Raw genomic sequence first — 22,872 nt, forward strand, 5'->3', positions numbered from 1 at the left:
TCATGGCATCTTCAACGGGTTTCAATTCCGGTCTCGACATCGGCAAATCCTACTACGTCGCCACCGCCAATCCGGCGCCCGACCATCCGGCGCTCGTCGGCGATGCCGAAACCGACCTGGTCATCGTCGGCGGCGGCTGCACCGGGCTGTCGGCCGCCCTTCACGCCGCCGAACGCGGGCTGAAGGTGGTGCTGCTCGAAGGCGGCAAGATCGGCTGGGGCGCATCGGGCCGAAATGGCGGCCAGATGATCCCCGGCCTGCGCAAGGGCGCCAAGGGCCTGGTCAAGCTCTATGGAGCCGAGCGCGCCAAGGTACTGTTCGATCTCGCTTTCGAGGCGCGCGGCCTGGTGCTCGACATCATCGAGCGCAATGCCATCGAGTGCGATCTCAGGCTGACCGGCCATCTGGTCGGCGCGGTCAACGGATCCGACCTCAGGGATCTGGAAGAAGAGGCCAAGTGCCTCGAGAGCGTGATGAAATTCCGCGATGTCGAGATACTCTCGGCGGCGGCGGCTCGGGCCAAGGTCGACACGCCTTATCATGGCGCCATGTATGAGCCGCTCGGCGGCCACATGCATCCGCTCAACTGCACGCTTGGGCTTGCCCGAGCGGCTGTCGCGGCCGGCGTGGTCATCCACGAAAACTCGGTGGCCGTGAAGCTGGAGCGCGAACCCTCGATCCGGGTCTCGACGGCAAAGGGATCGGTGCGGGCCAGACATGTCGTGCTGGCGGGCGACGCGCTGCTCAACGGGCTGGAGCCGCGCGTCAACAGTCGCATCATGCCGGTCGGTAACTACATTGTCGCCACCGAGCCGCTGGAGGGCGCGCGCAACGTCATCCCGGCCAATGTCGCGGTGTCCGACACACGCTTCGTCGTCAACTATTACCGGATGTCCGCCGATGGACGCCTGCTGTTCGGCGGCGGCGAGCGCTACACGCCGTCACCGCCGGCCGACATTGCCGGCTTCGTGCGGCCGCACATGGAGAGCACCTTTCCGCAACTCAAGGGCTGCCGCATCGACCATGCCTGGGGCGGGCTGGTGTCGGTAACGACGTCGCGGCTGCCGCATGTCGGGCACTATGGCGAGGTCTATTTCGCGCACGGCTATTCAGGCAAGGGCGTCATCCTGTCGACGCTCTCGGGCAAGCTTTTGGCCGAGGCGATCACCGGCGATGCCTCACGGCTCGACCTGTTCTCGACGCTGACACCAATGCCGTTCCCGGGCGGCACGGCGCTGCGCGGGCCGCTCTATGTGCTGGGCATGCTGTGGTATGCGATGCGGGACCGGATCAAGCATTGAGGGCGCTATTTAGACGCTGGCGGGCCAACGCCAGGGAAGCCTAACAGGCCTCTATTAGACGACAAAGAAATCCTCGACACGCTGTCTGGCCTCAAGCAGCGCAGGCAAGATCTCCCGCTCCATATCCGCGACGGAAAACCGTGCCGACTGGGTCGAGACATTGATCGCCGCGACCGTGCGCCCAGCGCGGTCGCGGATCGGCACGGCGATGGAGCGCAGGCCGAGTTCCAGCTCTTCGTCGACGATGGCGAAGCCATCCGTCCTGGCTTTGGCAATGGCCTTTGCCAGCAACGGTCTTTCAACAATTGTCTTCGGCGTCCGCCGCTCGACCGTTGCTTTACGGAAGAAGGCGTCCAATTCCGCCGGTGTCAGCCCCGCCAGCAGCATCCGCCCCATCGAGGTGCAATAAGCGGGTAGCCTGGTGCCGACATCGAGCGATACGCTCAGGATCCGCCGGCCGGGAACGCGGGCGACATAGACGACATCTTGGCCCGACAGGATCGCTGCAGAGCAGGCCTCGTTCAGTTGCGCGGCGATGGCGCGCATGATGGGCGCGGCGAAGCTCCAGAGCGAGGCGCCGCCAAGCCAGCTGCGCGCAACGGTCAGCAGGCGCGGGGACAGGGAGAACAGCCGGCCGGATTGCGTGGCGTAGCCGGTCGCAACCAGCGTCAGCAGGAAGCGGCGCGCGCCGGCGCGGGTCAGGCCGGCTTGTTCGGCCATTTCGGTCAGGGTCATGCCGGAGGGATGGCGGGCCAATATCTCCATCACGCCGAGTCCGCGCTCGAGCGAGCCGACATGGTCACGGGAAACGGTCTCGTCGTCCATCTCATCTCTCGGTCCGGGCGATCTCGCCACGATTGACACCCCGGCTCAACGGAGTTTAGAAAGTATCGCATTCAATACATATGTTCGCAATACGAACTTTTGGACTCAGGGAGTCGCCGCGATGGTCAAGTTCCTGCCGCTCAAACAGGCCGTGGCGGAGAACCTGAACGATGGCGACACCGCTGCCTTCGAAGGTTTCACCCACCTGATCCCGACGGCTGCGGCGCATGAGGCGATCCGCCAGGGATATCGCGACCTGACCCTGATCCGCATGACGCCGGACCTGATCTACGACCAGATGATCGGCATGGGCATGGCCCAGAAAATCGTCTTCTCCTATGTCGGCAATCCCGGTGTCGGCCTGCTGCGGCGCGCCCGCGATGCGATCGAGAACGGTTTTCCCCGCTCGATCGCGGTCGAGGAACACAGCCATGCCGGCATGGCCAATGCCTATGAGGCGGGTGCGGCCGGCCTGCCCTGCGCGGTGTTCCGCGGCTATCGCGGCACGGGGCTGGCTGATGTCAATTCGAACATCAAAGTGGTGACCTGTCCGTTCACCGGCGAGATGCTGGCGGCCGTGCCTTCCATCCGGCCCGATGTCACTTTCATCCATGCGCAGAAAGCCGACCGGAAAGGCAATGTGCTGGTCGAAGGCATCATCGGCGTCCAGAAGGAAGCGGTGTTGGCGGCGAGGCGCGCGGTGGTGACGGTGGAGGAGGTGGTCGACAATTTCGACGATCTTCACCCCAATTTGACCGTGCTGCCGTGCTGGACGATCGCGGCGATCTCGGTCGTGCCCGGCGGTTCGCACCCCTCCTATGCTCATGGCTATTATGCGCGCGACAATGCCGCCTATCTCGAATGGGACGAGGTCGCGGCCGATCGCGAAAAATTCCGGGCCTGGATGCAGGCAAACGTGATCGAGAAAAGTCCCGACGATTTCGCGGCCCGGGTCTCGCATCTGCGGAACGCGGCATGAGCGACAATCAGCTGGGCTTCACCCCCAACGAGATGATGACGATCGCCGCGAGCCGGGCGCTGAGGAATGACGATGTCTGCTTCGTCGGCATCGGCGCGCCGTCCGCGGCATGCAACGTCGCGCGGCTGACGCATGCGCCCGACATCACCTTGATCTATGAGAGCGGCACGATCGGTACGGCGCCCGACGTGCTGCCGCTGTCGATCGGCGATGGCGAATTGTGCGAAACCGCCGTCACCACCGTCGCGGTGCCGGAGATGTTCCGCTACTGGCTGCAGGGCGGCCGCATTTCCATCGGGTTCCTCGGTGCGGCGCAGCTCGACAAGTTCGGCAACATCAACACCACTGTGATAGGCGACTATTTCCATCCCAAGACCCGACTGCCCGGCGGCGGCGGCGCGCCGGAGATCGCGACGTCGTCGAAGGAGATCTACATCACCATGGCGCAGACCAAGCGCGGCATGGTCGAGAAGATCGACTTTGTCACCTCCTTCGGCTATGGCGAGGGCGGCGATCATCGACAGCGGTTAGGCATCGAGACCGCTGGCCCCACGCTGCTGATCACCGATCTTGCCATCTGGAAGCCCGACCCGGTGACCAAGGAATTCACGGTCGTGTCGCTGCATCCCAGGGTCACCCGTCAGCAGGTGCAGGAGAGCTGTGGCTGGGTTGTCAAGTTCGCCGAGGCGCTTGACGAAACACCCGCGCCAAGCGAACTCGAACTGAAGACATTGCGCGACCTGCAGGCCCGCACCAAGGCGGCGCATGCGGGAACCGGAAAAACAAAGGCTGCATGAAATGGCCGAGGCCTATATCTGCGACTACATCCGCACGCCGATTGGCCGCTTCGGCGGTTCGCTGTCTTCGGTTCGTGCCGACGATCTTGCCGCCATCCCGCTGAAGGCTTTGCTCGAGCGGAATCCCGGCATCGACTGGCAGCGGATCGACGACGTCGTCTATGGCTGCGCCAACCAGGCCGGCGAGGACAACCGCAATGTGGCACGCATGGCGTTGCTGCTAGCTGGGCTGCCGAAGGAGATACCAGGCTCGACGGTCAATCGCTTGTGCGGCTCGGGCATGGACGCGCTGACCATCGCGGCGCGTGCCATCAAGGCCGGCGAGGCGGAACTGATGATCGCGGGTGGTGTCGAATCGATGAGCCGCGCGCCTTTCGTTATGCCCAAGGCCGACACCGCCTTCTCGCGCAATGCCGAGATCTATGACACCACCATCGGCTGGCGCTTCGTCAACCCGCTGATGAAGAAGCAATACGGCGTCGATTCCATGCCGGAGACCGGCGAGAATGTGGCGGAAGACTTCGCTGTTTCTCGCTCGGACCAAGATGCCTTTGCCGTGCGCAGCCAGGACAAGGCGGTCGCGGCCCAAGCCAATGGCCGGCTGGCGAAGGAGATCACCCCGGTGACCATCCCACAGCGCAAGGGAGATGCGGTCACTATCAGCAAGGATGAACATCCTCGCGCCGGCACAACCGTCGAGGCGCTGGCCAAATTGCCGACGCCGTTCCGGCAAGGTGGCACCGTGACGGCCGGCAATGCGTCGGGTGTCAATGACGGCGCTGCGGCGCTCATTGTTGCCTCGGAAGCGGCGGTGAAGACATACGGGCTGACGCCGATCGCCCGTATTCTTGGCGGGGCCGCCGCCGGGGTCGCGCCGCGCGTCATGGGCATCGGTCCGGCGCCGGCGACGCAGAAACTTTGTGCGCGGCTTGGCCTGACGCCGCAACAATTCGATGTCATCGAACTCAACGAAGCCTTTGCCTCGCAAGGCATCGCCGTGCTGCGCCAACTCGGCATTGCCGAGGATGCGCCGCACGTGAACCCGAATGGCGGTGCCATCGCACTTGGCCATCCCCTGGGCATGTCGGGCGCGCGCATCTCCGGCACGGCGGGGCTGGAGCTGCGCGAGCGCGGCGGCCGCTATGCGCTGGCCACCATGTGCATCGGCGTCGGCCAGGGCATTGCCATCGCGCTCGAACGGGCCTGAGCAATCGCTCTTCCTGGCAGGCCAGGAGAGTGGATATGCTCGATCCTGCCAAATTTGACCATGTGGACAAAAGTCCGGACCCGTTCCATAGTTCCCCGTCTGATTTCAGGAACGGCCGGCTCGACACGGCTGTCAAACAGAGGGGCACTTCAATGGAAGACCGGAAGAACAGATCTCATTCGATGCGCGAAGGGCTGTCGCGACGCAACGTGCTGGAGCTGGGCGCGCTTGGCCTGGCCGCGACGATGCTGCCGGGTGCGGCCTTCGCGGCGGGCAAAAAACTGAAGGTGGCGGCGATCTTCGCCACGCCGATCGAGGAACCCTGGGACAACCAGATCCACGTCGCCCTGCAGAAGGCGGAGAAGGAACTGGGCATAGAATATAAATGGTCGGAGAAGGTCCAGACCGCCGACTTCAGCCGCGTCATGCGCGAATATGCGCAGGGCGGCTACCAGCTGGTGCTGGGTGATGCCTTCGCCGCCGAGCGTGAATCGCGCCGCACGGCCAAGCAGTTCCCCAAGACAGCCTGGCTGTTCGGCTCCGGCGCCGGGCCGGCCGAGCCGAATTTCGGCGTGTTCGACAACTGGATCCACGAGCCCGCCTATCTCTCCGGCATGATCGCAGGCAAGATGTCGAAATCGGGCACGGTCGGCGCGGTGGCGGCGATGGGCATTCCGGAAGTGAACCGGCTGGTCAACGCCTTCTTCGCCGGCGCCAAGGAGGTCAACCCGAACGTCAAGAAGAAGGTCGCCTTCATCGGCTCCTTTTTCGATCCGCCGAAGGCCAAGGAAGCCGCGGTGGCGCAGATCGATGCCGGCGTCGATGTCATCTATGCCGAACGCTTCGGCGTCATCGAGGCGGCGGTGGAAAAGAAGATCTTCGCCATCTCCAACATGTCCGACCAGTCGAGCCTCGGCCCCGATACCGTCATCACCGGTCCGGTCTGGGACATGTATCCGACGGTCGAGCAGGCGATCAAGCTGGTCAAGGCCGGGGTCTACACCGCGCAGGACTATGGCGATTTCTCGCGCATGGCCAAGGGCGGTTCGTATCTGGCGCCCTTCCACAAGTTCGACAAGACTTTGCCCGCCGAGGTCAAGGATCTGGTCGAGAAGAAGAAGGCCGAGATCCTGGAAGGCAATTTCCGCGTCGACGTCGACGAGAACACGCCGGTTTCGGATTGACGCCATGATTGAGGGCTGGCGCGTGGCGCCCCCCTCTGGCCTGCCGGCCATCTCCCCCCTCAAGGGGGGAGATCAGATGTCACTTCGGTTTTCGCCAATCGCCGACCTTGAAACATAAGCGAAGTCGGCGAAGCTGCCAATCTCCCCACTTGAGGGGGAGATGTCCGGCAGGACAGAGGGGGGTACAGCGCCGCCCTCCGCAGCTAAGGCCGGATCGGAAAAATCAGGAGCATTCTTGTCCGCCCCTCTCATCGAAATGCGCGGCATCACCAAGAGCTTCGGCGTCGTCAAGGCAAACGAGGCTGTGGATCTCAGCGTGGCGCCGGGGGAAATCCTCGGGCTGCTCGGCGAGAACGGCGCCGGCAAGACGACATTGATGAACGTGCTGTTCGGTGCCTACGCGCCGGATGCCGGTGAGATCCTGATCCAGGGCCAGCCAGTCAGGATCACCAGCTCGGCCGATGCGCTGGCCGCGGGCATCGGCATGGTGCATCAGCATTTTCATCTGGCACCACGGCTCACCGTGCTGGAAAATCTGCTCATTGGCATTCCGGGCAAATCGGGACGGATCGACCACAGCGGCGGGCTGGCGCGGCTTGCTGAAATCAGCAGCCGGCACGGGCTGACGCTCGATCCCAATCTGCCGGTCTCGGCGCTGTCGGTCGGCGAGCAACAGCGGCTGGAGATCGTCAAGGCGCTGTTTCGCGGTGCCAAGCTCTTGATCCTTGACGAGCCGACGGCGGTGCTGGCACCGAGCGAGGTCGACGGGCTGTTTTCGGCGTTGCGGTCGATGGCGGCGCAAGGCCTGGGCATCATCTTCATCTCGCACAAGCTCAACGAGGTGCGGGCGCTGACGCATCGCTGCACCGTGCTGAGGCACGGCCGCGTCGCGGGCCGTGTCGACGACCCCGCCAACACGACGTCGGCTGCAATGGCTGAACTGATGTGCGGCCATGAGATCGTGCCGCCGGCAAGGGGATCGTCGACGCCCGGCGCCGATGTGCTGACGCTCGACGGCATTTCAACCTCGAAGCATTCCGGCACGGCGTTGCGCGACGTGTCGCTTGCGGTTCGTGCAGGCGAAATCCTCGGCATCGCCGGCGTCTCCGGCAATGGCCAGCGGGCGCTGGCGGAGATTATCTCGGGCACGCGCGCGCCCGACAGCGGTCAAATGACGATAGCCGGCAAACAGGTCGTGCAATTCTCGCCGCGCGAAGTGCAGGCACTCGGCCTTGGCCGCATCCCGGAAGATCGCATGACGACGGGGCTGGTTACCAATTTGCCGCTCGCCGATTCGATGGTGCTGCCGCGCATCGGCACTTCAGCCTTCTCCGCCAAGGGCTTGCTCAAGCCGGATGCGATCCGCGCTTTCGCCGAAGAACAGATCAAGGCCTATGACATCAGATGTCCCGGGCCGATGACGCGCGCCGGCGCGCTGTCCGGTGGCAATCTGCAGAAGGCGCTTTTGGCGCGCGAGCTTGCTTTTGATCCGAAGGTGCTGATCGTCTCACAGCCGACACGTGGCCTCGACATCGGTGCGGCGCGCTTCATCCATGAAAAATTCCTCGACATGCGCGCGAAGGGGTGCGGCATCATCGTCATCGGCGAGGATCTGGAGGAACTGCTGGTGCTGTGCGACCGCATCGCGGTGATGTATGAGGGCCGCATCGTCGGCACGCTGGACAGTGCCGATGCGACCGTCGCCCGGCTCGGCCTGCTGATGACCGGCGCGGAGGGCCACTGATGTTCCGCCTCGAAGTCCGCACGTCCACGCCCGCCTGGTTCAACCTCGCGCTGCCCTTGCTGGCGATTCTCGCCACGCTCATCCTGTGCAGCGGCCTGATCGCGCTGGCCGGGGCCGGGGTGTCCGAATCCTACGGCGTGATGTTCACGGCCTCGCTTGGCGACAGCTACGCCGTCACCGAAACGCTGGTCCGCGCCGCCCCGATGATCTTTACCGGGCTGGCGGTGGCGGTCGCCTTCCGCGCAAAGTTCTGGAACATCGGCGCGGAAGGGCAATTGCTGGCCGGCGCGGTGGCGAGCTGTTTCGTTGGTGCGATCCCGATGCCCGGACCGCTTGCCATGCTTTTCATGGCGCTGGCGGGGGCGGCCGCAGGCGCGGCGGTCGCGCTGGTGCCTGCGACGCTGCGGGTAAAGTTCAAGGTCGACGATGTCGTGAGTTCCTTGCTGCTCAACTCGGTCATCTATTATGCCCTGATGGCACTGATCGAGGGACCGTGGAAGGACAGCTTCAGCGGCTATCCGATCTCGCCGCCGATCGAGGATTCGGCGAACTTTCCGGTGCTGATCGAAGGCACACGGCTGCATCTCGGTGTCGTCGCGGCGCTGATCGCGGCCCCGGTTATCTGGTTCCTGATCGTGCGCACGACGCTGGGCTTCCGGATCAGGGTCACCGGCGAAAACCCGGAAGCGGCACGCTATGGCGGCATCCATGTCGAGCGCGTGCTGCTGTCGACGGCGCTGCTGTCGGGCGCGTTGGCGGGGCTGGCCGGCGTCGGTGAGGTCGGCGGCGTGCATTTCCAGGTGATGAGCGATATTTCGCCGGGCTACGGCTATTCCGGCATAGTCGTCGCCATGCTAGCGCGGCTCAACCCGCTCGGCGTCGTGCCGGCGGCGATCTTCCTTGCAGCCGTGATGACCGGCGCCGAGGCTATGTCGCGCGCGACCGGCGTGCCGGCCTTCCTCAGCGACGTCATCCAGGGCACGGCGCTGCTTGCCATGCTGGTGGCGCTGCTGTTCACGGCCTATCGCATCCGCCGCGTCGGAGCCATCGGATGAGCGCGGTGTTCGAGCAGATTTTTCAGGTCGGCTTTCTCGCCGCCATCATCCGCATCGCCACGCCGCTGGCCTTCGCCACGCTCGGCGAAATGTTCTCCGAACGGGCCGGCGTGCTCAATCTCGGCATCGAAGGCATCATGCTGCTTTGCGCCATGACCGGCTTCACCGCCACCAGCCTCAGTGGAAGCCTGTGGCTCGGTGTGCTGGTGGCGGTAGTGACCGGCATGCTGATGGGCGCGCTGCATGCGTTGTTCACGGTGGTGCTCGGTCTCAGCCAGCATGTCTGCGGTATCGGCGTCACCCTGTTCTCGTCGGGGCTGGCCTATTTCCTCTACCGGCTGATCTTCGGCCAGCAATCGGTGCCGCCGAGCATCAAGGGTTTTCAGACGCTGCCGATCCCGGTTCTCTCGGACATTCCCGTGCTGGGTCCTGCGGTGTTCAACCAGTTCGCGCTGGTCTACATGGCCATCCTGGCCATTCCTCTGGCGGGCTTCATCCTTTACCGCACCCCGTGGGGGCTGTCGGTGCGCATGGTCGGCGAGAACCCGCGCGCGGCCGACTCCGCCGGCGTCAGCGTCATCGCCACGCGCTTCCAGGCCGTCATTCTCGGCGGCGCCCTGATGGGGCTCGCTGGTGCTTTCCTGTCGATGGCGCAGTTCAACGCCTTCACCTTCGGCGTCGTTTCCGGCCGCGGCTGGGTGGCGATCGCGCTGGTCGTCTTCGGCCGTTGGGATCCCTGGCGCTCGGCAGGGGCCGCGCTGCTGTTCGCCTTCGTCGATGCCTTGCAATTGCGCATGCAGGCGAGTGGGCTTGGCCACATCCCCTACGAGGCGTTCCTGATGCTGCCGTTCATCTTCACCATCGTCGCCATGGCCGTCATGTCGCGCAACGCGGTGGCGCCCTCGGCGCTGCTCAAGCCGTTTCGGCGGGAGGAGCGATAGACGAGTAGGATTTGGTGCCCTTCCTATCCCTCCGGGACAGGAGAGGAAGGCGTCAAGCTGTCCCGGAATGAAGAAGCTTGACCTTGGGACGCCTCACATCGATGCCGCCGCGCTCTTCCGATCGGTGGCCGGGGCCTATGCCAACAGCAACTTCACACCAATTTTTGGCCATTTATGAGAAAATAATTCTGCCACTTGCACAAGAATAGCAATCGACAAAGTCTACAAGTTTTGTAGATTAAGCGGCGAGACGGAGGTCGACATGTCCTATTTCCAGAACGCCCAGACCGACAGCAACGGCCAGCGAGTGGCCAATGCCCAGGGCTTTCGCCCGGCCTATGCCGGCGCTTTCGCCTATCTCGTCTTTGCCCTTGCGTTCGTGTTCACCGGGGCAGTCGTGCTGGGCCTTATTCCCTAAGGCGCGGGATCGAAGGGGCTGCTGCCCCACAGCTTTCAGGCAATCGGAGTTGAACCGAATCCCGGGGCGTTTTCGCGCGCCTGAGGATTCGCATTTCACAGCATCAGTGATTCCAGTGATGGAGGAGATGACAATGCCGATCGAATTCACGCATGTACCCGGCAAGACCGCCGACGCGGCGGTTCCCTTTTTCTATGACTTCGCCGAGACCTCGACCAAGCTCGGGCTGATCGAGGACGGCGGGTTCCAGAAGATCGTCGTCGACGATTCGGCCGGGCTGCTGACCAACATGGATCTGGCCTCGCAGGTGCTCAACCGCACCGCTTCGCTGGAAGTGGTGCTCACCCACTGGGCCGGCGTGATCGAACCCACGGTCGCTGCCCGCCAGCTGGCGTCCATCGACAGGGAGAGCGGCGGACGGCTGACGCTCAGGATGATCAGCGAGCCCTTGAACGACGACGATGCCGAGACACGGCCGGTCGGACATGGCGTCGTCTGGCAGCGCATCGACGAATATCTGGTGCTGTTGAAGCGGCTGTGGTCGAACGACCGGCCCTTCGATCACGAAGGCGCGTTCTACAGCATCAAAAGCGGTTATGTGCCGCGCAAGGGCCCGCATGGCGCCGACCTCGTGGTCCGCATGGGCGGGCAATCCGGAACGGCGCTGAAGGTGGCCGGCCGGCATGCCGATGTCTTCGAACTGGCGCCGGGGCCGATCGACGATATCAGGCAATTGATGGAGCGGGCACGTGGCGCCGCGGCCGAACATGGCCGTGCGGGCAAACTGCGCTTCGCGCTTCCGGTCAGGATCCACCAGGGTGTTTCCGCCGCCGGCCACAAGGCGGTCGACTTATCCGGCCCGCCTGCTCAGGCCGCGCTGTCGCTGCTCGCCTATGCCGGGCTCGGGATCGATGAGTTCATGATCGTCGGCGTCGACACGCCGCGCGAGATCGCGACGGCCGGCCGGGAAACATTGGCGCTGCTGCGCAACTCCCTGGCGCGCCGGGAGGCCAGCGAGTTCCAGCCTGGAGCTTATGCGCCTCGCCCAGGATTGGAGACGCGAGCAGCGGGGTGAAGCCCATCAATCGTCTGCTGCTTCAGGCTGTCGCCAAGCCGCGACAGGCCTTCAATGACGGCGTCCGAATCGGCCAGCACGCCGAAGACGCCGTCCTCGACCGTCACCATGTGCAACGCCGCTTCATGCGCTTGTCTGTCGCCGCTGGCGCAGGCGTCCGAAATCGTCAGACACTGGAAATTGCGGTCACAGGCCTCGCGCAGCGTGGTGTGAACGCAGACATCCGTCGTGCATCCGGAAAACATCAGATGCGTGATGCCTTGCGCCCGCAGCACAAGCTCGAACTCCGTATAGGTGAAGGCGCTGTTGCAGGTCTTGTCGACGATGATGTCGTGCGGCGCGACGTCGATCTCCGGGACGATCTGGAACCCAGCGCCTGAGCGCAGCAGGACGTCGGTGCCGTCGAGGCCGGAACGCTTGCGGCGCCATTTCTCGTAGGGCGTCATGTCCGCCATGTCGGCGCGGTAACCCTGTCTTGTGTGGATGACCGTGACGCCGGCTTTGCGCGCGGCCGCGATCAGGCGGTTCACGGCGGGCAGGATCGCCCGCAGCGGCGAGGGGTCATACCCCTTCCTGGCGAAATAGCCCGATGTCGACAGGAAATCCTGTTGCAGGTCGATGACGACGAGCGCGGTGTTTTCGGCAACCAGCCTGCCGTCATAGGGGTAGTCGAAGGGTGTCGCCTTGATCATCCGGAGCTCCTTGCCGCCGGCTCACCCTAGCGTGTCCGCATCGATGCGGCGACATCGGATGCCGACATCGTGTGGCCCGGGACCGAGATCGCCGGCGCGGATCGGCCGGCTGCGCGGGTGAGGGCCCGTACGCGGCAACAATGGCACCTGCCCCGGAGCGTTTCAGGTTTTGCGGTGCATTCCCATCTTAAATCTTGACTAGTAATATCAAGTTTCATAGTCAACCGGGGACCTGCCTCCGCAGACAGGATCGGAATGCGGCGGCGGGGCTGGAGAAATGCCGTGACCATGGCCGAAGCCGATAGCCAGACCGCATTCGATATCGATGCCGTGCGTTTCGCCGTCGGCGAACGGACGCTGCTCGGTCCGGTCTCGCTCGAATTGCGGCGCGCGCGCGTCTACGGGCTGATCGGCCATAACGGTTCGGGCAAATCGACGCTGATCAAGCTTTTGGCGCGCCAGCAGCCGGCAAGCTCCGGCGCCATCACTTTCGCCGCACGGCCGCTATCGCAATGGGGCGCGCGCGAGCTGGCGCGGGCTCTTGCCTATCTGCCGCAGACGACGCCGGCGGCGACGGGCTTGACCGTGCGCGAGCTGGCAACGCTCGGACGCTATCCATGGCATGGTGCGCTTGGCCGTTTCGGCGCCGAGGACAGGCGCCATGTCGAGCAGGCCCTTATGCTGACCGACATGGAAGGATTCACTGAGCGGCTGGTGGATGAATTATCCGGCGGCGAGCGCCAGCGCGCTTGGCTGGCCATGCTGGTGGCGCAGAATGCCGGCGTCATGCTGCTCGACGAGCCGATCTCGGCGCTCGACATCGCGCATCAGGTCGAGGTGCTGGGCCTGGTCAGGGAGCTCAGCCGCAAGCGCGACCTGTGCGTCGTCGTGGTGCTGCACGACCCCAACATGGCGGCGCGCTACTGCGATGAGCTGATCGCGCTGAAGGACGGCAGGCTGCTGACGCGCGGCACACCGGGCGAGATCATGCTGAGCGATGTGCTCAAGGACATTTTCGGCGTCGAGATGGGTGTGTTCGCGCATCCCGTCACCGGCCAACCCGTCGGCTATGTGCAGTGAAGTCGTCGCCAGGGTTGCAGGAACCGGCGAGCGGCTGGCCGCCGTGAGAACAAGGAAGAAGCTCATGTCGAGATATGGTTTGTTGGCGGCGTTGGTCGCATCGCTTGTCCTGGGGGCGACCGGCGCCACGGCCCAGGAGCAACCGGCCGGCTCTTCTCCAGCGGTTGAGGCCCCTGCCGCGCCGGCACAAGCTGCACCGGCTGCCATGGCGCCCGCGCAACCAGCCGGCCAGCCGAGCGCGACAGCGCCGGCCGAGGCCGCGCCTGGGGGGGCGATGGACCTGAACCTGCCGCATGACCTGTCGCCATGGGGCATGTTCAAGGCCGCCGACATCATCGTGAAGGCGGTGATGACTGGACTGGCCTTCGCGTCGCTCGTCACCTGGACGATATGGCTGGCCAAGTCGCTGGAGATTTTCGGCGGCAAGCTGCGCCTCCGCCGTGCCGTCCGCGCGATCGGCGATGCCGCCACGCTGAAGCAGGCGAGCCGCGCGCTCGACCGCGGTGGCGATCCCGGCGCGCTCCTGGTGCGGGCAGCGGAAGAAGAGGCCGCGCTTTCGGCCAATGCGCTCGACCACGTCGGCGGCGACGGACTGAAGGAACGGGTCAGCTCGCGCCTGTCGCGCATCGAGGCGGCTGCGTCGCGGCGCATGTCGCGCGGCACCGGCCTGCTGGCGACGATTGGTTCCACCGCGCCTTTCGTCGGCCTGTTCGGCACCGTCTGGGGCATCATGAACGCCTTCATCGGCATCTCGCAGGCTCAGACCACCAATCTCGCCGTGGTCGCGCCGGGCATCGCCGAAGCGCTGCTGGCCACCGCGATGGGTCTCGTCGCGGCAATCCCAGCGGTGGTGATCTACAACGTCTTCGCCCGCTCGATAGCCGGCTACCGGCAGATCCTCGCCGACGCCTCGGCCGGCGTCGAACGGCTGGTCAGCCGCGACCTCGATTTCCGCACGATAGCGCCGGCGACAGCCTTGGCGGCGGAGTAGCGGGAGCGACGCCATGGGGAGCAGAATTCGACAGACCCTGGACGACGACCTCGAGGAAAGCCACGAGATCAACGTCACGCCCTTCATCGATGTCATCCTCGTGCTCCTGATCATCTTCATGGTCGCCGCACCGCTGGCGACGGTGGATGTCAATGTCGACCTGCCCGGCTCGACCGCGACGCCGGCGCCGCGACCGAAGACGCCGCTGTTCCTGACGCTGAAGAACGATCTCAGCCTGGCGATCGGCAACGATACGGTGCCGCGCCCGGCTTTTGCCGCCACGCTCGACAGCCGCACCAAGGGCGACAAGCAGACGCGGATATTCCTGCGAGCCGACAAGGCGGTCGCCTATGGCGAGCTGATGGAGGCGATGAACCTGCTGCGGGCCGCCGGCTACCTGAAGATCGCGCTGGTCGGCCTGGAGGCCGCGCCGGCAGGTGATATCGCCGCACCGGCGCCAGGCAAAGCGGCCGCTCCATGACGCCATCCGCCGCCTCGCCCACGGTGGTGCTGTCGCGCTTCGACTGGCGCGACCTTGGCCTATGGGCATGCGCGGCGGTGCTGATGCTTGGGGCTCATGTCGCGGTCGCGTATGCCGTGCAGAATTTCAATCCAGTCGACCTGTCGGATGGCGGACCGCCGCCGGCCCTAGTGGTCGAGATGGCGCCGATGATGGTGACGCCGTCGGTGCCCGAACAGGCCGCGATGCCCGACGCGGCCATTCCCGACCGGGCCGAGCCAGTCGAACAGACCGAGAAGGCCGCCGAGGCCGAGCCTGACAAGATGGTCGAGCAAGCGGAGCCTGTTACCGAGGCCGTGATGGTGCCGCCGAACGAGCCTACGGAGATGACGAAGGCCGAACCGGTCGAACAGCCGCCGCTGGAACAGGTCGTCCCCGATATTGTCGAGACCGTCGCGCCGGAGGCTGTCGTTCCGCTGCCGCGGGCAAAGCCGACGGAATGGCGCAAGGAAAAGAAACCGGCCGAAGCCAAGGTTAAAAAGCCGGTCGACAAGCCCAAGCCAAGGCCGAAGAAGGAAAAGGCCGAGCCACCGAAGACGGCAAGTGCCGCGAGAGCCGAGGCCAAGCCTGCCGCCAAGGCGGCGGCGCCGAGATCGGCGGCCGGGTTCTCGGGTGTCAGCCCGGCCAAATGGGAATCGCGGCTGACGGCGTGGATCAATCGCCACAAGCGCTATCCGAGCGCCGCGAAATCCCGGCGCGCGCAGGGCAATGTGAACGTGACTTTTACAATGGACCCATCCGGCCGGGTCCTGTCGGCCCGGGTCGCCCGTTCGTCCGGCGATGCCGAACTCGACCGAGCAGCACTTGCGGTGCTGCAGGGCGCGACCGTGCCGGCGCCACCGGCGGAACTCGGCCCGCGCGTCAGCCGTACAGCGCCATTCGTGTTCAGTTTGCGGGACTAATGCCCCTCAAATCCGTGCCAGCCGTCCCGCAAGCCCGACAATTGCATCGCGCTACGCTGTTCTTGGCTGAGCGTGGTTGTCTTTCGGGTGTGCCTTGGGGTGCATCGGATTGCCGCTGAGCTGCGCGTGTCGTGCCGGCCGTGCGCCGCGCAAGACGTCGAAGGCTTCGGCATAGGCCATACCGAGCAGATAGGAGATCATGGGGAAGCGGCTCGCTTCGGCCATCTGCACCAGCTCATTGGTCATCGTCGCGATATATTGGAGACTGTCGAGCTCTGACTGACGTAAGGCCTGATTTGACATGTTCTGCTCCTGTCATCGAATGAACTTTAGGGAATGCGTACTGGCTGCACTAGATGTACTACGCCGGCTAATTGATCGATCGACCGGCCGAATGCGGATCAAGTTCCGGGATTGAGAGGGTCAACGCATAGATGGGCGCGTCGGTGAGGCGGTCGACGCCCAGAAGGCGCTTGATCGCCGAATGGCTCAGCGCCGCCGTGGGGCAGGCCGACAAGCCGTACCTGGTTGCCGCCAACATCATGTTCTGGCCAATGTTCACTTTCTTGGTCATTTTCGTCCCGACCCCCAGGGATCTGTTGAAAGATCCCGGAAAGGGATCCGCGGGAAGAAAGGTAAGGTCGGAAGAGTTACTGGTTTGTTAAAACTGTAGTAAATCAGCTATGAGCTAAAATATCTTTCTTGGCTAGAAAGTCTAAAAAATCGATTTTACTCGGATATGGAGTAGGCAGTCGCTGGCATACGCTTTTTCGGGATATTCTTGTTCTTATTCAGCGTAAGCAAGCGGCTAACCCAGCCCGTCCCGAGCGAGGCTGACGACGAGCTGGTCGAGGCTGGGATCATCGAGCCTGACGACATGCGCCATGCGGATCGCATGCCTGGGCCGGATATTGGACCTATCCTGCCGCATGATGACCGACACGAATGCCGGCCCGGCTTCGGTCAGAAGCATGGCCTTGCCTGTCAGCACCGGTTCGGAGATAGGCGCCCATTGCACCGAGATCAGCGACGGCTCGCCTGTCTGGCGGCGGTTGACGCCGCTGAAATAGATCCAGTTAAGGCGCGAGATCGCCACGCCATAATGATTGCCGCGTGCCCGCGCCCATGTCGAGCCATGATGCTCCGACCATCCGGTGACCCTGCGGAACGTGACCAGCTCGGCTTCGCGACGCACGAAGGTGATCGCCCGCACCAGCAGATCGGATCTGCCGGGGATCGAAAAATAGGTGAAATAGGTGCCGCCCGCAATCGACGGAGCGGGCGGCCGGATCATCTGGGTGAACAGGCTTTCGGAGATCGGCGGCAGACCGGGAGCCGCGGGCGAGGGGGCGCCGGGGTCCCGGTACAGCTCGGCTTCGTCGACGCGGAAATAATCGCAGATCAGCTTGGCGGTGGCCTTGTTGGGCACGGTCTGCCCTTGCAGGTAACGCTCGAATTGTGTGCGGTTGATGCCAAGCTCGCGGCATACCGCGCTGACAGAAGCATGGTCCTTGCAGAGCCGCCTGAGATTTGCAGCAAGATTCTGGCGAATGGACACTAGTTTGCTTTCGCAGGCGGATACTTCATTTCGACTCGGAATCCGTATAGCGCTTTCGGTCGCCCCCGCCGAAACGCCCTGTCACAACACACAGAAAAAACTGATTTGAGAACGCCACTCTAATGGGACGGCTTCCAAAAAAAATAGCGCCAACCGGACACCGGCCATCGCCATAAGTCCAATTGACAACCATTTCGCCTTGGAAACGGCGAAATGCCATTTGGCCATTTTTGGGGGGATCGGGGCTACGCCTTGCATCGCGCCGTGGCGGATGCCGGTCGCGCCTTGCAGGAAGGGCCAAAAGCGCGACGATTATTCCGCTGGTGGAGCTGAGGAGGATCGAACTCCTGACCTCGTCATTGCGAACGACGCGCTCTCCCAGCTGAGCTACAGCCCCGTCCAGCGGATGGCGCATTTATCGGGCGCCGCGGTTTCCTGTCAAGGCGGCGCTTCACCGAAAACCGGCTGCCGGTCGCGTGGCGGAACCCTGCCCTTGCCGGTTTGGCGCGTAATGGCTACATGTCGGCAACAATCGGAGTCCGGCATGCTCGCCCTCATACAAACCATCGTCATGGCGCTCGACCTCTATTGGTGGGTGATCATCGCCTCGGCGATCTTTTCCTGGCTCTACGCCTTCAATGTCGTCAACTCGCGCAACCAGTTCGTCGGCAGCATCGGGAACATGCTCTACCGCCTGACCGAGCCGGCGCTGCGGCCGATCCGCCGCTTCATGCCCGACCTTGGCGGTATCGACATCTCGCCGATCATCCTGTTGCTGATCCTGTTCTTCCTCAGGCAGTTCATTCTCACCACGGTCGCGCCGCTGCTGCTGGCCTGACGATCGCATGAGCGCGCCGTTCCGCATGCGCGAGAACGGCGTCGATCTGTTCGTGCGGCTGACGCCGAAGTCTTCCGTGGACCGGCTCGACGTTGTCGAAACATTGGCGGACGGACGAAGTCACGTGAAGGCGCGGGTCCGCGCCGTGCCGGAAAATGGCGCCGCCAATCAAGCGCTGGAGAGGCTGGTCGCCAAGGCGCTGGGTGTTCCGGCATCGGCCGTTTCGGTCGTCGCCGGCGGTACAGCCCGCCTCAAGACGTTGCGAATATTGGGTGATCCGGAGGCGCTGGTAACAGGTGTCGAAGCGCTTTTCCAAAATTGAGATGCAGGCAGGACAGCGCTCCCCTCTGTCCTGCCGGACCCGGTCCTGCGCTGTCGCTCCGGGTGGTCGTCGTTCGGAAAGCCAAGCAATTGGCTTCCCGTCCGCCGCGCGGACCACTCCTTATCCCCGCTTGGGGAGAAATTGGCGGTTTCGGCGCCGGCTCGTCAATCGCCCAGCGGCAAACGCGGGTCGTCGACCTTCAGCGTGTTCACGCTCTGCTTGATGCGGCGCAGGTTCTCCAGCACCTTCGGTCCGCGTGTCTCGGCGACCGAGGTCACGATCATGTCGACGATCGCCAGCAACGCGTAACGTGACGATGTCGGCTTGTAGATGTTGCCGTCCTCGAACGGCTGCAGGTGGATGACAGTGTCGGCGACCTTGGCCAGTGCGGAGTCGGGCGCGGTGACCGCCACCGTGGCGGCGCCATATTGTTGGGCGACCTGCACCGCCTCGATGACCGAGCGCGCATAGCCGGAGACCGAGAAGGCGACCACCGTGGTGTCTGGCGTGGCAACGGCGGCATACATGCGCTGCAACTGTCCGTCGATCTGTGCCAGAACCGGCAGGCCGAGCCTGAACAGCCGGTTCTGCATTTCGGTCGCCATCATCGAGGAAATGCCACCCGAACCTATGCACAGCACATTGCCTGATGCCGCAAGGCGCGCGGCGACGTCGACCAGCGTCGTCATGTCGAGGTTCTCGCTGGCGCGCTGGATGGCTGTAACCGCCGCTTCGGTGATGGTCGAGGCAATGCGCTGTTCGCGGGCGTCGCGGCTCAGTGGCTCCGGCGACAGATACTGGCCGCCGATGGCGATGGCCTGGGCCAGGTAGAACTTGAAGTCGCGCAACCCCTCGCAGCCGAGATTGCGGCAGAAGCGGGTGACCGTCGGTTCGCTGACGCCGACCCGCGCGGCGATCTCGGAGATCGCGGCCTTGGAGGCGAAGTCGAGGTCGGACAGGACGAGGCTCGCCAGCCGGCGATCCGACTTGGTGCCGTCCTGCGACATCAGCTGCAGCCGCGTGATGATATCGGCCGGCGTCTTCATATCCGCGTTTCCGTCGTCATCTCAGCGGCAGGCCCGTCGCCGTGTCGAACAGATGGATGTTGCCGGGGTCGACCGAGACCGGCAGCAGGTCGCCTGGCCGCACCGGCACCCGGTCGCGGAACACGGCGCGCACCGTATCGGTGCCAATGGCGCCGTAGACATGGGTTTCGGAGCCGGTCGGCTCGACCACGTCAACCTTGAGCGTCATGGCGTCGGTGGCTTCACCGACGATGAAATGCTCCGGCCGGATCCCCGCCTCAACGGCACTGCCTGCCGGCACCGGGTCGCCGGCAAGGGCAAGCCGGCCGCCGCCGACCGACTCGAACCAGGTCGTCCCGGGCGTCGTCTTCAGTGCCCCGGATACAAAACTCATGGACGGCGAGCCTAGGAAGCCGGCGACGAACTTGTTGGCCGGCCTGTCATAGAGCTCCAGCGGCGGCCCGACCTGCTGAATCCTGCCGCGGTCCATCACGACGATGCGGTCGGCCATGGTCATGGCCTCGATCTGGTCGTGGGTGACGTAAACTATGGTGGATTTCAACCGCTGGTGCAGTGCCTTGATCTCGGTGCGCATCTGCACGCGCAACTGCGCGTCGAGATTGCTGAGCGGCTCGTCGAACAGGAACACCGAGGGTTCGCGAACGATGGCGCGGCCCATGGCGACACGCTGGCGCTGGCCGCCCGAGAGCTGGCGGGGATACCGGTCGAGATAGGAGAACAGGTTGAGGACGCCGGACGCCTTCTTGACCTTCTGGTCGATGGCGGCGCGGCTCTCGCCCCGGATTTTCGGACCGAAGCCGATATTGTCGGAAGCCTTCAGGTGCGGGAACAGCGCGTAGGATTGGAACACCATGGCGATGTTGCGCTGCTGTGGCGGCAGGTCGTTGGCGCGCGTGCCACCGATCAGGAGGTCACCGGAACTGATGGTCTCCAGGCCCGCCAGCATGCGCAGCAAGGTCGACTTGCCGCAGCCGGACGGGCCGACGAGCACGACGAACTCGCCGCTCTTGATGTCGAGGCTGATCTCCTCGAGGATCTTGTGCTGGCCGAAGGATTTCGAGAGGTTGCGAAACTCGACGTCGGTCATGGTCACGCTCCCAGTATGTCGTCGATGAACGGCAGGCAGCCGGCGGTCAGTCCCGCATCCACGGGCATCACCACGCCTGTTACGCCCGAGGCGCGGTCCGAGGCAAGGAAAGCCACCGCTTCGGCGACTTCCGAGGCGTTGACGATGCGGCCGAGCGGATAGAGCCGCTGCAGCTTGCCGATTATGTCAGGGTTCTTGGCAAGGCGATGGTCCCAGGCGGCGGTGCGAATCGATCCGGGGCAGACGACATTGGCGCGCACGCCGCTACGGCCGAGCTCGACGGCGATCGACTTGGCATAGGCGTTGATGCCGGCCTTGGCGGCGGCGTAGGCCGGATTGCCGAAATGCGCGATGGCGTTGACGGAAGAAATGAAGACGACGCTGCCCGAACCGCGTGCAGCCATCGCCTTAACCAGCGGGTCGGCGAAAGTCATCACACCGGTCAGGTTGAGGTCGAGCTCATGTTCGATCGTGTCCGCCGTCAGCGCATCGAGCGTTTCGGCGCGCGTCCAGCCGGCATTGTTGACCAGGATATCTGGCACGCCGTCCCGATCGAGAACGGCGGCGATCCCCGCCTCGATGGAAGCCCGGTCGAGAAGGTCGAAGACATGGCGCGAGGCAAGGTGCGGGCTCGCCAGCGCCTCCTCTGATTGGTCGCAGCCGACCACCCGCGCGCCCCTGCCGGCCAGCAGTGTGACGATCGCCGAGCCAAGGCCGCCACCGGCGCCGGTGACGACGGCGGTCCTGCCTTCGAATTCGGCTCTCGAAACCACGGCGCTTGCTCCTCCCGCAGGTCAGGCAGATGCCGGAGAGGCTAAAGAACAGGATGTAATTAAGCAACATATTAATCCGCTTGCGCGCGGCGAATTCATCGATAATGTAGGAAAGTCACATAAATCTTGTGCCGGCACCGGCTCAAGGAGCGCGAATGCGCGAAACAAATGGGAGAGATCGGATGAACCTTGCGAAATGGACTGCCGGCCTGATGGCCGGAATGGGCATTCTGGCCTTCGCGGCGCAGGCAGAGGCCGGCGAAGTGCGGGTTACCGTCGCCGAATACAGCGCCAAGACCGGTCCGTATTTCGAGCAGGTCAAGAAGGAATTCGAGGCGAAGAACCCTGGCATCACGGTCAAGTTCGAGGTGGTGCCGTGGGATGTGCTCTTGCAGAAGCTGACCACCGACATCACCGCCGGCACCAACGCCGATCTCTCCATCATAGGCACGCGCTGGCTGATCGACTTCGTCCAGCAGGACGTCGCCGAGCCGCTCGACAGCTACATCACGCCCGAATTCAAGGGTCGCTTCATCGACACCTTCCTGTCGCCCTCGATCATGGGCGGCAAGACCTACGGCCTGCCGATCGCCGCCTCGGCGCGCGCCATGTATTACAACAAGGAGCTGTTCGAGAAGGCCGGCATCGCCAAGCCACCGGCAACCTGGACCGAATTGCAGGAGGATGCTCGCAAGATCAAGGCGCAGGGTGCCTTCGGTTTCGGCCTTCAGGGCAAGGAGATCGAGACCGACGTCTATTACTACTACGCGATGTGGTCGCAGGGCACCGAGATCCTCAACAAGGACGGCACGTCGGGCCTGAGCACGCCGGGCGCGCTCGAAGCGGCCAAGCTCTACAAGTCGATGATCGACGAGGGGCTGACGGAGCCCGGCGTCACCTCCAACAATCGCGAGGACGTGCAGAACCTGTTCAAGCAGGGCAAGGTCGGCATGATGATCACGGCGCCCTTCCTGTCCAACCAGATCAAGGACGAGGCGCCGAGCCTCAAATATGGCGTTGCCGCCATTCCGGCCGGTCCGACCGGTGCGCGCGGCACCTATGGCGTCACAGACTCCATGATCATGTTCAAGAACTCCAAGAACAAGGACGAGGCCTGGAAGCTGATGGACTTCCTGTTCACCACGGAACAGCGCGCCAAGTTCACGCAGGGCGAAGGCTTCCTGCCGGTGAACAAGGAAGAGGCCAAGATGGACTATTACGTCAACAACGCCGACCTGGCCGCCTTTACCGCCCTGCTGCCGGATGCGCGTTTCGCGCCGGTCATCCCAGGCTGGGAAGAAGTTGCCCAGATCACGTCGGATGCCATGCAGAAGATCTATCTCGGCGGCGATCCCGAGGCAGGCTTGAAGGAAGCGGCGGCGAAGGCCAACGCTGTGCTGAAGAAGTAGGGGCCGCGCCCCACAAATAGGGCGTATCTCCCTGCGCCCGTGGCGCGCCCCCGACTCAGGTGGGGCGCGCCACATTTCCAAACAGACATTTGGCTGCGCTCCACGTAAATAACGAAGACTGACAAGCA

At 64.1% G+C, this 22,872-nt stretch carries 25 protein-coding genes and 1 tRNA gene; 17 read left to right on the plus strand and 9 right to left on the minus strand.

The window, feature by feature from the left end; all coding sequences use genetic code 11:
- Positions 1–2 precede the first annotated feature (2 nt).
- Positions 3–1,301: an FAD-binding oxidoreductase gene (locus tag FJ543_RS08105; protein WP_181173943.1), complete on the plus strand. Its 1,299-nt coding sequence runs from the start codon at positions 3–5 to the stop codon at positions 1,299–1,301.
- Between the two features lie 54 nt (positions 1,302–1,355).
- On the opposite strand, the gene FJ543_RS08110 is transcribed toward FJ543_RS08105, so the two are convergent.
- Complete coding sequence (locus FJ543_RS08110) at positions 1,356–2,126, minus strand: IclR family transcriptional regulator C-terminal domain-containing protein (RefSeq protein ID WP_140874623.1); 771 nt, start codon at positions 2,124–2,126, stop codon at positions 1,356–1,358.
- A gap of 121 nt (positions 2,127–2,247) precedes the next feature.
- Here FJ543_RS08110 and FJ543_RS08115 point away from each other — a divergent pair, with 121 nt between their 5' ends.
- The 9 genes from FJ543_RS08115 (at position 2,248) to FJ543_RS08155 (ending at position 11,526) form a co-directional block, all read left to right on the plus strand.
- Positions 2,248–3,105, plus strand: coding sequence for a CoA transferase subunit A (locus FJ543_RS08115; RefSeq protein ID WP_140874625.1), 858 nt, complete (start codon positions 2,248–2,250; stop codon positions 3,103–3,105).
- Entirely contained in the window at positions 3,102–3,902 is an 801-nt protein-coding gene (locus FJ543_RS08120) for a CoA-transferase subunit beta (protein WP_140874627.1), read from the plus strand. The genes FJ543_RS08115 and FJ543_RS08120 overlap by 4 nt, the downstream gene beginning before the upstream one ends.
- A 1-nt stretch (position 3,903) precedes the next feature.
- Positions 3,904–5,109, plus strand: a complete 1,206-nt coding sequence (pcaF, locus tag FJ543_RS08125) for a 3-oxoadipyl-CoA thiolase (protein WP_140874629.1) — start codon at positions 3,904–3,906, stop codon at positions 5,107–5,109.
- A gap of 152 nt (positions 5,110–5,261) precedes the next feature.
- Complete coding sequence (locus tag FJ543_RS08130; RefSeq protein ID WP_140662476.1) at positions 5,262–6,293, plus strand: BMP family protein; 1,032 nt, start codon at positions 5,262–5,264, stop codon at positions 6,291–6,293.
- 235 nt (positions 6,294–6,528) lie between these two features.
- Positions 6,529–8,037: an ABC transporter ATP-binding protein gene (locus FJ543_RS08135; protein ID WP_140874631.1), complete on the plus strand. Its 1,509-nt coding sequence runs from the start codon at positions 6,529–6,531 to the stop codon at positions 8,035–8,037.
- Complete coding sequence (locus FJ543_RS08140; RefSeq protein WP_140874633.1) at positions 8,037–9,092, plus strand: ABC transporter permease; 1,056 nt, start codon at positions 8,037–8,039, stop codon at positions 9,090–9,092. Before FJ543_RS08135 ends, FJ543_RS08140 begins: the two co-directional genes overlap by 1 nt.
- On the plus strand, positions 9,089–10,033 hold the full coding sequence (locus FJ543_RS08145; protein ID WP_140874635.1) for an ABC transporter permease: 945 nt from the start codon (positions 9,089–9,091) through the stop codon (positions 10,031–10,033). The genes FJ543_RS08140 and FJ543_RS08145 overlap by 4 nt, the downstream gene beginning before the upstream one ends.
- Positions 10,034–10,295: 262 nt before the next feature.
- On the plus strand, positions 10,296–10,451 hold the full coding sequence (locus FJ543_RS08150) for a hypothetical protein (RefSeq protein WP_015315103.1): 156 nt from the start codon (positions 10,296–10,298) through the stop codon (positions 10,449–10,451).
- Positions 10,452–10,584: 133 nt separating this feature from the next.
- Positions 10,585–11,526, plus strand: coding sequence for an LLM class flavin-dependent oxidoreductase (locus FJ543_RS08155; protein ID WP_140874637.1), 942 nt, complete (start codon positions 10,585–10,587; stop codon positions 11,524–11,526).
- Here the strand turns inward: FJ543_RS08155 and FJ543_RS08160 are convergent.
- Complete coding sequence (locus FJ543_RS08160) at positions 11,484–12,218, minus strand: isochorismatase family cysteine hydrolase (protein ID WP_140874639.1); 735 nt, start codon at positions 12,216–12,218, stop codon at positions 11,484–11,486. The genes FJ543_RS08155 and FJ543_RS08160 overlap by 43 nt on opposite strands.
- 288 nt (positions 12,219–12,506) lie before the next feature.
- Between FJ543_RS08160 and FJ543_RS08165 the strand changes: the two genes are divergently transcribed.
- The 4 genes from FJ543_RS08165 to FJ543_RS08180 all read left to right on the plus strand — a co-directional run bounded on the left by FJ543_RS08165 (position 12,507) and on the right by FJ543_RS08180 (position 15,711).
- Positions 12,507–13,298 carry an ATP-binding cassette domain-containing protein gene (locus tag FJ543_RS08165; RefSeq protein WP_181173973.1) on the plus strand — a complete coding sequence of 264 codons (792 nt, stop codon included), beginning with the start codon at positions 12,507–12,509 and terminating at the stop codon, positions 13,296–13,298.
- A 64-nt stretch (positions 13,299–13,362) separates the two neighbouring features.
- A complete protein-coding gene (exbB, locus tag FJ543_RS08170; RefSeq protein WP_140874643.1) occupies positions 13,363–14,289 on the plus strand; it encodes a tonB-system energizer ExbB in 927 nt (308 codons plus the stop codon).
- A gap of 13 nt (positions 14,290–14,302) precedes the next feature.
- Positions 14,303–14,770 carry a TonB system transport protein ExbD gene (exbD, locus tag FJ543_RS08175; RefSeq protein ID WP_015315108.1) on the plus strand — a complete coding sequence of 156 codons (468 nt, stop codon included), beginning with the start codon at positions 14,303–14,305 and terminating at the stop codon, positions 14,768–14,770.
- Positions 14,767–15,711, plus strand: a complete 945-nt coding sequence (locus FJ543_RS08180; RefSeq protein ID WP_140874644.1) for an energy transducer TonB — start codon at positions 14,767–14,769, stop codon at positions 15,709–15,711. Before exbD ends, FJ543_RS08180 begins: the two co-directional genes overlap by 4 nt.
- Positions 15,712–15,762: 51 nt before the next feature.
- Here the strand turns inward: FJ543_RS08180 and FJ543_RS08185 are convergent, their stop codons facing one another.
- The 4 genes from FJ543_RS08185 to FJ543_RS08200 all read right to left on the minus strand — a co-directional run bounded on the left by FJ543_RS08185 (position 15,763) and on the right by FJ543_RS08200 (position 17,666).
- Entirely contained in the window at positions 15,763–16,014 is a 252-nt protein-coding gene (locus FJ543_RS08185) for a hypothetical protein (RefSeq protein ID WP_015315110.1), read from the minus strand.
- 67 nt (positions 16,015–16,081) lie between these two features.
- Entirely contained in the window at positions 16,082–16,285 is a 204-nt protein-coding gene (locus FJ543_RS08190) for a nitroreductase family protein (RefSeq protein ID WP_224591854.1), read from the minus strand.
- A gap of 234 nt (positions 16,286–16,519) precedes the next feature.
- Complete coding sequence (locus FJ543_RS08195; protein WP_140719830.1) at positions 16,520–17,269, minus strand: helix-turn-helix transcriptional regulator; 750 nt, start codon at positions 17,267–17,269, stop codon at positions 16,520–16,522.
- Positions 17,270–17,590: 321 nt separating this feature from the next.
- Positions 17,591–17,666 (minus strand) — tRNA-Ala (locus FJ543_RS08200).
- A gap of 147 nt (positions 17,667–17,813) precedes the next feature.
- On the opposite strand from FJ543_RS08200, the gene FJ543_RS08205 reads away from it, so the two are divergent.
- Together FJ543_RS08205 and FJ543_RS08210 are read left to right on the plus strand one after the other, a co-directional pair.
- Complete coding sequence (locus FJ543_RS08205; protein WP_015315112.1) at positions 17,814–18,107, plus strand: YggT family protein; 294 nt, start codon at positions 17,814–17,816, stop codon at positions 18,105–18,107.
- A 7-nt stretch (positions 18,108–18,114) separates the two neighbouring features.
- Positions 18,115–18,429: a DUF167 domain-containing protein gene (locus tag FJ543_RS08210; protein ID WP_015315113.1), complete on the plus strand. Its 315-nt coding sequence runs from the start codon at positions 18,115–18,117 to the stop codon at positions 18,427–18,429.
- Between the two features lie 164 nt (positions 18,430–18,593).
- Here FJ543_RS08210 and FJ543_RS08215 read toward each other — a convergent pair whose 3' ends face one another.
- The 3 genes from FJ543_RS08215 to FJ543_RS08225 are packed head-to-tail and all read right to left on the minus strand — an operon-like array spanning position 18,594 to position 21,335.
- Positions 18,594–19,475, minus strand: coding sequence for a MurR/RpiR family transcriptional regulator (locus FJ543_RS08215; protein ID WP_140662492.1), 882 nt, complete (start codon positions 19,473–19,475; stop codon positions 18,594–18,596).
- 16 nt (positions 19,476–19,491) lie between these two features.
- Complete coding sequence (locus FJ543_RS08220; RefSeq protein ID WP_140616538.1) at positions 19,492–20,562, minus strand: ABC transporter ATP-binding protein; 1,071 nt, start codon at positions 20,560–20,562, stop codon at positions 19,492–19,494.
- Between the two features lie 2 nt (positions 20,563–20,564).
- Positions 20,565–21,335 carry an SDR family oxidoreductase gene (locus FJ543_RS08225; RefSeq protein ID WP_140874646.1) on the minus strand — a complete coding sequence of 257 codons (771 nt, stop codon included), beginning with the start codon at positions 21,333–21,335 and terminating at the stop codon, positions 20,565–20,567.
- 182 nt (positions 21,336–21,517) lie between these two features.
- On the opposite strand from FJ543_RS08225, the gene FJ543_RS08230 reads away from it, so the two are divergent.
- Complete coding sequence (locus FJ543_RS08230) at positions 21,518–22,744, plus strand: sugar ABC transporter substrate-binding protein (protein ID WP_140662496.1); 1,227 nt, start codon at positions 21,518–21,520, stop codon at positions 22,742–22,744.
- Positions 22,745–22,872: the final 128 nt, after the last annotated feature.

The organism is Mesorhizobium sp. B2-5-7, from assembly GCF_006440875.1.
Lineage (GTDB): Bacteria > Pseudomonadota > Alphaproteobacteria > Rhizobiales > Rhizobiaceae > Mesorhizobium > Mesorhizobium australicum.